The following is an 11,069-nucleotide window of genomic DNA, read 5'->3' on the forward strand; positions in this document are numbered from 1 at the left end:
GTTCCCCTGTATCGCTGCTCGTGACCAACGCCTCATTGGTCTGATTGATCGCGATCCAGCGTCTCAACTGCTCAACGGAACCGCACCGCAGAATCCGAACCTGATCATCCTCCGACAGTCGCCAACGATCGGCGACCCGCAAAAACTCTCCGAGGCTCGGAGGGCGTATGCGTCGCCACTCCTCAAGGTTGCATGGCGCGCGCATTATCGGCATTCATCTTCAGGTGGCGACAGGTTGGTACCATGGGTCATCTGGCTCCATCTCCGGATCTCGCGAACGCGGTCAAACGAGTGCTGTAGGCTCGTCGAGGTCGTCGAAAACCAATCGTGGTGTCCTTCCACACCCTGCTGTCGACCTGTCGAATGCCCTTCTCAAGTTTGCTAATTTGTTGTCGGAGGGCTGTTATTTGCCATTCTTCGACCGCTGACGCTGCGTTTCCATCTTGGTGAGAATATCGAGCCCAGTCCTCTCCAATCAATCGGAAGAGAAATGCGGGTATCGACGGCCAGCATGCAACAAGCGTCCTGGTGGCAGTCCTATGGGTTCGTGAATTGCCATGAATAATTTCGGGACTTAGGTCATGGAAATCGCACCAACATTGGAACGCCCGAAGCCATCTCTCGCGATCATCGCGCGGTCCGGCCGCGCTTATGAGCAATTCGAAGTTTGTTTCGGTCCGCTGTACGCGCTCTATCAGGAACTTAAATTTCAGACCGGGAAAGCCTCTGAGCGTGTTTGGTTGACCGTTCACAGTTGGTGGCCCTAATTTCCTGCCGTCCACGGCGGCTCTAGCTGGTCCTCACCGCTCAGAATAACTCACAATGTGCGGTAAAGCGCAACGCATTAAACCGCGTCGCGCTAAACGGCACGTCCGCCGTAACAGCACTATATGGATATTCGCTTGATCATAGCGGCCAACGCCCGAGCATTGCGGCTGTCAAAGGGCTTGACGCAAGCACAGGTTGCCGAACGGCTCGGCGTAGATCGAGCGCACGTTAGCGCCCTCGAAAAGGGCTTGCGTAATCCCACTGCAGTGAGCCTTTGGCAAATTGCGCAGGCCCTAGACGCGTCCGTCAGCGAACTCGTGACCGAGCACGCCAAGCCGGCGGAGACGCCTGAGCCAAGAACCTGAGCGAATTCGGTGGCCAACGTGGGCGCGCATTTTTCTCGATAATTTAGGACTCACAAGAGCGACGAGACCGCAGCGACGATCCTCACGTCCGCCGAGAAAATTAGCTTCCCGCACTGACAACGGCCTACGATTACAAGCACAGCCTTCGGGAAGCGTGTAGCCCGGTTGGCCGGATTCGATTGTCTCCCGGGACCGCTGACCACATCAGTACAGGCACATCATCTTGAACGACGGTGCGCTCGCGCCAGCGGACTGAGCGATCCGTTCGCTCATAAGAGGCCAACTGCACATCCGATACCTTAAACCTTAGGGCCGCCCCCCACGGCCTCCTCTCCCCGCCGCAATTTCGAACAAGCAATTCACCGCGTGGAATGCCGGTAGGATTTCGGGGCATTTTCCAATCGCGTTTTCATTTTTTTGTCACATCGGCGATTTGTTCAGATCGATCGCAGCGGCCTTTGATTTGAGAATTGAAGCCTCATCGTGGTGACAGATTTCATTTTCAATATTCCCGCCGGGTCATTCGGCCGGGCGGTTTTCAAATGTGATTAAAAGCCTTGAGAGATTCTATTTCAAGGTCATGATATTGATTTATATCGCAACATTCGTAGAATAAATACCTATTAGTTTTTGATAATATGCGATTTTTGTCCCGCGCAGATATTCATATCTCCGAAAATTGACGGATATAAACGTCTTATTTTCAAAATCCCCAATTCAGTAAATCAGGACGAATAGTGAATTTGCGTATATCCATAACACATAAATATAATTTCTTTTACCGGCGCTTAATTAATTCAACATCATGCATAATACGCCATTATAACCACATACGCYGTGTATTTATCCCCGATCATATCGACTTCAAACTCACGTCGATTCGTCAGAAAGCAACACATAAGCTATAATTATTGTTTTATGCCGTAGTATGAAGTACGGTCTACCATCCTAGCCGGACTCAAGGAAGGGAGGACGGATATGACTACAAATGAACACGCCCCCCTCTTTTCGGTTTGCTCGGGCGAACGTCACTTACCCGCGCATACGATAGCTAACCTTGAGGAACGAAGTTATGCGCATCACCTTGATGGGCTCGATGTGACGGAACGTCAGAAGTCCGATTTGATGCTCGTTGTTTGGGCCCTCATGCGTACTTGGGTCGAAATGGACCTGCCGATCGGCACATGTGGACCGATTTTTGAAGCACTACTCAGCCCATCTGCGAATGAGACAGAGCCCGCGAAAGAAACGGAGAATTTTCCCACGCAAGGAGAGCCCACATGAAACCAACCAGAACCAACGGGGCAGTGGTCCAGGAGGATACGAAATTCGCGCTAATCTACGCGCGGGTATCAAGCAAAAAGCAGGTCGTAGCGGGCGATGGGCTCAACTCACAACTCACCGCGTGTATTGCGTATGCGCAGGCTAAGGGATATGAAGTCGAAGGCATACATACCGATGACTTAAGCGGCAGCGCGCGAAACCGTGCTGGCTTGGACGCTGTGTTCACCCACATGCAGTCCAATCCGGACAAGCGGTATCGGATCATCTTTGACCATATCAACCGGTTTAGCCGCGACCTTTATCTTCACGGCGATCTCCGCCGGATTGTGAACGATCTGGGCGGCATCCTTGAGTCGCCGCACATGATCTACGGTAACGACTCGACTTCGCGCCTTGTCGAAAACATGAGCGTTGTCGTGTCGGACTATCAGCGGGTTCACAACACGGAACAGACAAACTCGCGGATGCGGTCACGCCTTACAAACGGCTATGCCGTATTCGCTGCGCCTGTCGGATATGTTTACGGCAAGGTGCAGGGCCACAGTGGCCGTGTGCTTGTCCGTAATGAGCCCTCTGCCTCGGTCGTAGTCGAATCCCTCGAAGGCTATGCCTCTGGTCGCTTCGAAACGGTGGCCGATGTGCTTCGGTTCTGTCAGGAGCAGCCGCTTTTTCCGAAAAGTCGTGCGGGTAAAATTACACACCAGCGCATTGGGCAATTTCTGAGGAATCCGTCCTACGCAGGGCTCGTTGGATCAGGCGCTTGGGGAATCCCGTTTCGCATGGGTCATCATGAGGCCCTCGTATCGATAGAAACGTATCAACACGTTCAAGACAGGCTAAACGGCATCAACCGCGCGCCCAAGCGCCGAAACCTCAATGAGGATTTTCCCTTGCGAGGTTTTGTCATGTGCGATGATTGCGGGAACCCCTTAACCGCTTGCTGGTCCAGAGGTAATTCCGGCCGTCATCCCTACTATCTCTGCCACACGCGAAGCTGCGCAAGCTACGGCAAGTCAATCCGTCGCAATGTGATCGAGGGTGAGTTCGCAGCACTGCTGACGCGCATCGCCCCCGAACAAAAGATCTTCGACATGGCCGTGGACATGTTCAAGGAGCTATGGCGTCACCGCCAAGGCAACGCCGAGTCGCGCGCAACAGCGCTCACGGAGGAACTGTCGCGTATCGAGCGCCAGATCGAGATTCACGTCGAGCGCCTTGTGTTGACCAGCCTTCCGGTTATTTCGAGGGCTCTGGAAGACAAGATCGGAAAACTGGAAGCTGAACGGCTGCTCGTCGAGGAGCGGATCGCTCTTGTGGACCGCACAGAAGGAAGCTTCGATGCCCGACTTAGAACCGCACTGTCGTTCCTCGGAAACCCTAGTAAATTCTGGGATTCTGGTTGCTTGAACGACCGTAGGGCGGTCCTAAAACTAACCTTTGCCACCTTCCTCCGCTACAGGCGCGGGGAAGGCTTTAGAACCGCAAAAATAGCTTTACCGTTCAGGGTGTTAGGCGACTTTATGTCGCCTAAGTTGGAAATGGCGCGCCCGAAAGGATTCGAACCTCTGACCCTCAGATTCGTAGTCTGATGCTCTATCCAGCTGAGCTACGGGCGCGTATCAGGTGGCTCGGCCGTGGCCGCGTCGATCTGATGTGGCGGGAATAACCGCAACGCTTCGGCTTGGCAACCCCCGTCTTCCCGGAAATCTGACATTCCCGGGGATGAGGGGGCAAGCGCGCCAAAAACGCGCGGGATGCTCAGTCTTCGCGCAAGCCACCCCCGCCAATTGCGGCAACCTCGGCGCTTTCCTGTCGCGCTTGCTTCGCGGCGCGATTCTTCGGCAATTTCTCGGCAATGCCATAGAGCTGTTCGCGCCGGTCCATCTCGCGCCAGACATCCGCGGGCGCGATACCGATCTCGCTCCAGAGCACGACGAGATTGTAGATCAGGTCGGCGCTCTCGAGGATCACCCGCTCGCGGTCGGCCTGGACCGCTTCCAGCCCGACCTCCACCGCCTCCTCGGCCAGCTTCTTGGCCATCTTCGGCAGCCCCTCGCCGATGAGCTTGGCGGTGCGCGAAAAGGCCGGGTCGCGCGTGCGCGCGGCAAGGACCGCAGTGTGAAGCTTGAAAACCGAATCAACCATATCGCGAGCCTCACCCCCTCATGTGAGCATTTCGTGACAGGGAGCATCAGGCAGCACGCAGCGCGAATCACTCCCCAGGAAATGGTAGAGCAAATCGCAGGGCGCGAAATGTTTGTTTCACGCCGAGACGAACTTGGAATGATCAGTCCGCAGCGAAGGGAGCGAAGGACCGGACCACGTCGCGATAGACGGCCTGCTTGAACGGAATGATCAGATCGGGCGTCTCTTCCAGCCGTGCCCAGCGCCAGGCCTCGAACTCTGCCTTGTGACCTCCTGCCGGGTGCAGGATATCGATCTCGCTGTCGGGACCGTCGAGGCGGAAGGCGAACCATTTCTGGGCCTGGCCGCGCCAGCGACCCTTCCAGGCCTGTTGGCCGATATCCACGGGAAGATCATAGCTCAGCCAGACGGGCACCTCCGCCAGCAGCGAGACGGAGGTGACATTGGTTTCCTCCTGCAGCTCACGCAGCGCCGCCTGATAGGGCGTCTCGCCGGGATCGATGCCACCTTGCGGCATCTGCCAGGCGAAGCCCGGCGCAACATGCTCGCGCTTGGTCTTGTCCGCCCGGCGCCCGACGAAGACGAGCCCGTCGCGGTTGAACAAGGCCAGCCCGACGCAGGGGCGATAGCCGGGAGGCGGCTCGGTCATTTCAGGGACCCTGTTGTGGAGGGATTGCGCAGTCCGCGGGCTGCGCTGACCGGCACGATGACGAGGCCCTTGGCCTCCAGAGATTTGGCCCAGCGGGCAATGCGCTCGATCGAGACCGGCAGCGCGCTCGCCGCGCCGATCGCCACACCCTGTTCGCGCGCCTGAGTCTCAAGCCGCTGCAGCTGCTGGTCGATCGCATCGGCGCGGGTGACCGTATCGATCACCCTGTCGACCTTGAGTGCCGGAATCTGCGCCCGCGCTGCCGCGCTCGCGAGCTGGCTGCGCGAGGACGAGCCGTCGTCGACGACCATCAGCCCGCGACCGGCGATCTCGCGCAGGACCGGCGACAGGGCGTTCTCATCCGCCGTCAGCCGGCCACCGAGGAAATTGACGATGCCGACATAGCCGGTGAAGCGACCCAGCACCCAATGCAGCCGATCGAGATTCTCCGCGGCCTTGGGGCCCGAGAGCAGGGTATGCGGCCCGGGATCGTTGTCGGGATAGTCGAACGGTTCCATCGGCACCTGCAGGAAGACCTCATGGCCGTCGCCACGAGCCCGCTGCACGACGCGCTCCAGCTCGACTCCATAAGGCGCGAAGGCCAGCGAAACCGCGCCAGGCAGCTGCGTGATCGCATCTGCCGTACCATTCTGGCTGATGCCCAGCCCGCCGACGAGAAGCGCAATGCGGCCCGCCGGCTTGGTCTCAGGCGCCGGACCTAACGGGCGGGCATAGACCTGCATCGGTGTCGCGCCGTCCGGCGCCACCTTCGGCAGAAGGCCGAACCGGCTGCGTTCGACCAGCCGGCTGTCGGGAGCCGGCGCGAGCTTGACCTCGCCGCTATCGGGAATCGTGATGACGATCGCACCGGGGGCCTCTGCCCCGGGGCGCACGACGGTCACCCCTGATTCGATTTCAAGCTGGCGCGCTGTGGATTGGGAGCGCGGATCTGTGACATTCGGTTCGGCGGCAGGTGCGGCCGCGATTTCCCTTGAAGGCTGCCTGATCTCGATCGCGGCAGTCGCCATCGGCTCGCCACCGTCGGGATCGCGCCGGAACAGCAGGATGGCAATCACCGCAAGTGCCGCGCAGCCCATCGCCCCGCTCAGGGCAAGCGACAGCCAGCGCGCCCACGGTTTGCCGTGGCGCACCGGGCGACCCTGCCCCAAGGGCCGATCGAGCTCGGTAAGCGGCGTTCCGGCCAAGGGCAGCCGTCCTCAGCTGTTCGAATCGGACCCGAATCAGCGGCCCGCACGCCTAGTCTTGGCGCGTGCGGGGCCAGCAGTCGAGAGCGCCGGAGAACGGCGCTCTCCTCCCAGTCGGATGGAGATCAGTTCGGCTTGGCGGGCTCTGGGGTCGGAACCGGGCCGGCGACGTCCTTCTTGACACCCCGCAACAGATTCAGCGCGGCAAGAAGCTGCGTATCCTTGGCCGGGTCATTCGGCACATAGGAAGCCGAACCCGACTGCTCATCCTTGCCGTCGCCCGACTTGAGATGGCCCTTCAGGGATGCCTCGCCCTTGTTGTCCGTCAGCTTGTCCTTGAGCTCTGGCGGAATTTCCTGGACGACCTCGATATCCGGCGTGATGCCCTTGGCCTGGATCGAATTGCCCGATGGCGTGTAGTAGCGCGCCGTGGTCAGGCGCAGGCCGCCATTCGAGCCGAGCGGGATCACGGTCTGCACCGAGCCCTTGCCGAACGAGCGCGTGCCCATCACGGTTGCGCGCTTGTGATCCTGCAGGGCGCCGGCAACGATCTCGGCCGCCGAGGCCGAAGAGCCGTTGATCAGAACCACGACCGGCTTGCCCTTGGTCAGGTCGCCCGACTTGGCGTTGAAGACCTGGGTCTCCTCGGCATTGCGACCGCGCGTCGAGACGATCTTGCCGCGCTCCAGGAACGCGTCCGACACCAGCACCGACTGGTCGAGCCTGCCACCGCGATTATTGCGCAGATCGATCACATAGCCCTTGATCTTGTCGACACCGATCTCGGCATTGACCTTGTCGAGCGCCTTGCGCAGGCCCTCATAGGTCTGCTCGCTGAAAGTGCCGATGCGGATATAGCCGACATCGCCCTCAACCCGCTCCTCGACCGCCGGGACGACGATGGTGGAACGCGTCAGGGTGAACTCCAGCGGATCCGGCTTGCCCGGGCGCTCGATCTTGAGCTTGACCTGCGTGTTGATGATGCCGCGCATCTTCTCCACGGCCTGGGTCAGGCTMAGGCCTTTCACCTGGTCACCATCGATCTCCCTGATGATGTCGTTGGCGAGGATGCCGGCCTTGGAGGCGGGCGTGTCGCGAATCGGCTTGGCGACCTTGAGGACGCCGTCCTCCATCGTGACCTCTATGCCGAGGCCGCCGAACTGGCCGCGCATGTCCGTGTCCATGTCACGGAAGCTCTTGGCGTCGAGATAGGCCGAATGCGGATCGAGCGAGGAGACCATGCCGTTGATCGCGGCCTCGATCAGCTTCTGCTCGTCGGGCTTCTCGACATAGTCGGTGCGAATCTTCTCGAAGATGTCACCGAACAGGTTGAGGCTACGATAGACCTCGGCCGAGGCCGCGACCGCGCTGGTCGAGGACAGCAGGTGGGTCTGCGTCGCCAGACTGGTAAGGCCCGCGCCAACGATTGCGCCGGCGAGAACGAGGGAGACCTTGCGCATCATCCGCGAACCTTTTCGCTTTGCGATTTCGTCCACCACGGTGCCGGGTCGATCGAAACGCCGTCTTTTCTGAACTCAATATAGAGAACCGGTTCCCCAGTCCCCGAACCTACGATCGTCGCGGCAGCTTCCGACGTTTGACCCATCATCGCAACCGGTTCCCCGGCAAGGACGAATTGGTTCAGCGACACGTCGATCCGCTGCATGCCGGCCAAGAGCAAATAGTACCCCCCACCCGCGTTCAGGATCAAGAGTTGCCCGAAGGAGCGGAACGGCCCAGCGTAAACAACCCAAGCGTCGGAAGGCGCCGAAACTAGGGCATTAGGGCGGGTTGTCAGTGAAATTCCGCGCGTCGTGCCGCCAACGCCGTCATTGTCACCAAAACCACGCAATTGTGATCCGGCAGCGGGCAGCGGCAGCATGCCGCGAGCTTCCGCGAAAGCGATCTTCGGCGCAAGCCGGGCGGGGTCCTTGAAAGCGAGCGCCGCCATGCGTTGCCGCTGCTCGCGGGTCTCGGCCTCCAGAGCCTGGCGCGCCGCTTCCGCGGCGCGATTCGCGACGGAGATTTCCTTCTCGATGCGCTCGACGAAATCGCGCAGACCCTTCGCCTGCGCCGCAAGCTCTCCGCTCATCCCGCGCTGCGCCTCGATATCCTTGGCGGCGCTGGCCTCGCGCTCGCGCCTGGCGTCGATCAGCRAAGCAAGGCGCTGGCGCTCGCCCGCGAGCGTTTCCAGCTCACCGGTCATCGCCTTGCGCTCTTCCGCGATCCCGCCGCGCAACCGCACCAACTCGCCGAGATCTGTGCTGAGGATCTCGATCTCCTGGCGCAGATCGGGCACCACAGCGCCGAGCAGCATCGAGGCGCGCACCGCCTCCAGGATATCCTCCGGCCGCACCAGAACGGCCGGCGGCGGCCGGCGGCCGATCCGCTGGAGCGCGGCCAGGACTTCGCCGATCAAGCCGCGGCGGCCCTCGAGGGAACGCCGGATCGCGGTTTCGCTGGTCTGCAGAAGCGCCAGCCGCTCCTCGATCGCGCCAATACGACGTTCGACCCCCTGGGTACGGGTCGTCGTCTCGAGCAGCGCCTTGTTGAGACCGGCCCGATCGGCCCGGATCGTGGCGATCTCAGCCTCCAGCTTGGCTCGCGCCTCGGCATTGCCGGCCAGCCGTTCCTCGATCGCCTTCAACTCGGCTTCGCGGGCCTGTTTCTCCACCTGTTTCTGCGCGATTTCGGGCGCCACGCGATCCGGATCGGGCCCCGGCTCCTGAGCGTTGACCGCCAGATGACCGAGACCGAGCGCGAGCCATAGCAAAGCGGCGCTGCCGAGGCGGCGCGAACTGGCTCGAATCACTGATGCGGCGGACGTCATGCGCGATGATAGGGATGTCCGGCGATAATCGTCATGGCCCTGTAGAGCTGCTCCAACGCAAGCACGCGCACGAGCTGATGCGGCAATGTCAGGGCCCCGAAGGCCAGCGTCAGATCAGCACGATCCCGAATGGTCTCATCCAGCCCGTCCGCACCGCCGATCACGAGGCTCGCGGTGCCCGTACCGGCGTCTCGCGAGGCCGCGATCCTGCCGGCGAAGGCATCGCTCGTCAGGCTCCTGCCACGCTCGTCAAGTGCAATCAGCAGCCCCGGCGAGAGCTTTGAAAGGATCGCGGCAGCCTCATCGCGCTTGCGCTCTTCAGGCCGCCGCGCCCGGCTTTCAGGCAGCTCCGTGACATCGGGCCCAGTCAGACCAAGGCTGCGCCCGAGACCATGGCTACGTTCGCGGTAGCGCTCGCAGAGGTCCCGTTCCGGCCCGTCCTTGAGCCGGCCGACGGTGATGATGGCGAGCCGCACCGGAAATCAGGATCAGCCGACGAGCCGCTCATTCGGGCGGTCGGCGCCCCACATCTTTTCCAGATTGTAGAACTGGCGCACTTCCGGCCGGAAGACATGGACGATGAGATCGCCCGTATCGATCAGCACCCAGTCGCAGGCAGGCATGCCCTCGACCTTCGGCGTCGGCAGTCCCGTCTTCTTGAAGGCCTCGACGAGGCTGTCGGCAATCGAGGCGACATGGCGGTTCACGCGCCCTGACGCGATGATCATCGCGTCAGCCAGCGAAGTCTTGCCAACCAGATCGATAACGGTGATGTCCTCGGCCTTCATATCTTCGAGAACATGGATTGCGAGGGCCACGCTGTCGGCGGACGGGTTTCCGGGGACAGCAGCCTGGGGAAGCGGCTTCGGCTCGGCTTCACCAAGGGTTTGACGGTTCAGTTCCGTATCCTCACATGACGACGCGCTCTCAGCGCGACGATCCTAAATTAAGCGATATGAGGTCGAAATTCAATCGCGACCAGCCAACTGGCGCAAATAGGTCGAGGACAGCTCGGAGCGCCGGCCATGCAGGAACACCCAGGCGGGGGGCTCCAGCAGCGGCAGGGCGGCAGCGRCATTCTCGGAAACCCGCCAGCGCGACAGCCAGTTGGCGGCCGGCGAAGCCACCGCGCGATGCGTCGATCCCGGGCGGTCGATCACGGCGATGGGCATCATCCGGGCAATGGCTCGCCACTCGTTCCAGCGGTGGAAACCCGCAAGATTGTCGGACCCCATGATCCAGACGAAGCGGACGCCAGGGCAGCGCAATTTGAGGGCGCGCAGGGTATCGGCGGTATAGCGGGTGCGCAGGCTCGCCTCGACCCCGGTGACATGGATGCGGGCGTGATCGGCAAGCTCTTGCGCCGTCGCAATGCGTTCGCCGAGCGATGGCAGGGCCGCATTGTCCTTGAGCGGATTGCCCGGGGTGACCAGCCACCAGACGCGGTCGAGCTGCAGCCGACRCAGCGCCGTCAGGCTCGCCATGCGGTGACCGTCATGTGCCGGGTTGAAGCTCCCGCCGAACAAGCCGATCCGAAGGCCCGGTGCATGGGGCGGCAGGCGCAGATCCTCTGCCCTCACGGCCGGATCTGGCCGCTGCCATGAACCCGGTATTTGAAGGAGCAGAGCTGCTCGACACCGACCGGCCCGCGCGCATGCATACGCCCCGTCGCGATGCCGATCTCGGCGCCGAAGCCGAACTCGCCGCCATCGGCAAACTGGGTCGAGGCATTATGGACGACGATGGCTGAATCGACCTCGGCCAGGAAGCGCTGCGCCGCCGCCTCGTCGGCAGTCACGATTGCATCTGTATGGTGCGAACCG

General features: G+C 61.2%; 10 protein-coding genes, 1 tRNA gene and 1 pseudogene. 2 read left to right on the plus strand and 10 right to left on the minus strand.

Annotation, left to right across the window (positions count from 1 at the left end; all coding sequences use genetic code 11):
- The first annotated feature begins 890 nt into the window (after nucleotides 1-890).
- Both AC1DRP_RS29900 and AC1DRP_RS29905 read left to right on the plus strand, forming a co-directional pair.
- Nucleotides 891-1,133 carry a helix-turn-helix domain-containing protein gene (locus AC1DRP_RS29900; RefSeq protein WP_441493771.1) on the plus strand — a complete coding sequence of 81 codons (243 nt, stop codon included), beginning with the start codon at nucleotides 891-893 and terminating at the stop codon, nucleotides 1,131-1,133.
- A gap of 1,280 nt (nucleotides 1,134-2,413) precedes the next feature.
- Nucleotides 2,414-4,006 carry a recombinase family protein gene (locus AC1DRP_RS29905; protein ID WP_476770383.1) on the plus strand — a complete coding sequence of 531 codons (1,593 nt, stop codon included), beginning with the start codon at nucleotides 2,414-2,416 and terminating at the stop codon, nucleotides 4,004-4,006.
- Here the strand turns inward: AC1DRP_RS29905 and AC1DRP_RS29910 are convergent.
- The 10 genes and pseudogenes from AC1DRP_RS29910 to proA form a co-directional block, all read right to left on the minus strand.
- A tRNA-Arg gene (locus AC1DRP_RS29910) sits at nucleotides 3,957-4,033 on the minus strand. The genes AC1DRP_RS29905 and AC1DRP_RS29910 overlap by 50 nt on opposite strands.
- Nucleotides 4,034-4,175: 142 nt before the next feature.
- Nucleotides 4,176-4,562 (minus strand): phosphoribosyl-ATP diphosphatase, encoded by a 387-nt coding sequence (gene hisE / locus AC1DRP_RS29915; protein ID WP_476770380.1) that lies wholly within the window; start codon nucleotides 4,560-4,562, stop codon nucleotides 4,176-4,178.
- Between the two features lie 142 nt (nucleotides 4,563-4,704).
- Nucleotides 4,705-5,211, minus strand: coding sequence for an RNA pyrophosphohydrolase (locus AC1DRP_RS29920; protein WP_441492174.1), 507 nt, complete (start codon nucleotides 5,209-5,211; stop codon nucleotides 4,705-4,707).
- The gene (locus AC1DRP_RS29925) at nucleotides 5,208-6,416 is read right to left on the minus strand and encodes a divergent polysaccharide deacetylase family protein (protein WP_441505621.1); all 1,209 of its coding nucleotides are present in this window, start codon (nucleotides 6,414-6,416) and stop codon (nucleotides 5,208-5,210) included. The genes AC1DRP_RS29920 and AC1DRP_RS29925 overlap by 4 nt, the downstream gene beginning before the upstream one ends.
- Before the next feature lie 125 nt (nucleotides 6,417-6,541).
- A complete protein-coding gene (locus AC1DRP_RS29930) occupies nucleotides 6,542-7,876 on the minus strand; it encodes a S41 family peptidase (RefSeq protein ID WP_441492176.1) in 1,335 nt (444 codons plus the stop codon).
- Nucleotides 7,876-9,246, minus strand: coding sequence for a murein hydrolase activator EnvC family protein (locus tag AC1DRP_RS29935; protein WP_476770381.1), 1,371 nt, complete (start codon nucleotides 9,244-9,246; stop codon nucleotides 7,876-7,878). The genes AC1DRP_RS29930 and AC1DRP_RS29935 overlap by 1 nt, the downstream gene beginning before the upstream one ends.
- Nucleotides 9,243-9,722 carry a 23S rRNA (pseudouridine(1915)-N(3))-methyltransferase RlmH gene (gene rlmH, locus AC1DRP_RS29940; RefSeq protein WP_441505623.1) on the minus strand — a complete coding sequence of 160 codons (480 nt, stop codon included), beginning with the start codon at nucleotides 9,720-9,722 and terminating at the stop codon, nucleotides 9,243-9,245. The genes AC1DRP_RS29935 and rlmH overlap by 4 nt, the downstream gene beginning before the upstream one ends.
- Before the next feature lie 12 nt (nucleotides 9,723-9,734).
- Nucleotides 9,735-10,064, minus strand: coding sequence for a ribosome silencing factor (gene rsfS / locus AC1DRP_RS29945; protein WP_441477524.1), 330 nt, complete (start codon nucleotides 10,062-10,064; stop codon nucleotides 9,735-9,737).
- 150 nt (nucleotides 10,065-10,214) lie between these two features.
- On the minus strand, nucleotides 10,215-10,826 hold the full coding sequence (locus AC1DRP_RS29950; protein ID WP_476770382.1) for a nicotinate-nucleotide adenylyltransferase: 612 nt from the start codon (nucleotides 10,824-10,826) through the stop codon (nucleotides 10,215-10,217).
- Nucleotides 10,823-11,069: pseudogene (gene proA, locus AC1DRP_RS29955) on the minus strand (glutamate-5-semialdehyde dehydrogenase); the annotation flags it as partial. The gene AC1DRP_RS29950 and the pseudogene proA, both read right to left, overlap by 4 nt.

This window comes from Allobosea sp. 01N443, from assembly GCF_056399325.1.

Bases quoted from the DNA above. Each gene is read 5' to 3' on its own strand.
- AC1DRP_RS29900 (WP_441493771.1), top strand. From the start codon at position 891: ATGGATATTCGCTTGATCATAGCGGCCAACGCCCGAGCATTGCGGCTG.
- AC1DRP_RS29920 (WP_441492174.1), bottom strand. From the start codon at position 5,211: ATGACCGAGCCGCCTCCCGGCTATCGCCCCTGCGTCGGGCTGGCCTTG.
- hisE (WP_476770380.1), bottom strand. From the start codon at position 4,562: ATGGTTGATTCGGTTTTCAAGCTTCACACTGCGGTCCTTGCCGCGCGC.
- AC1DRP_RS29905 (WP_476770383.1), top strand. From the start codon at position 2,414: ATGAAACCAACCAGAACCAACGGGGCAGTGGTCCAGGAGGATACGAAA.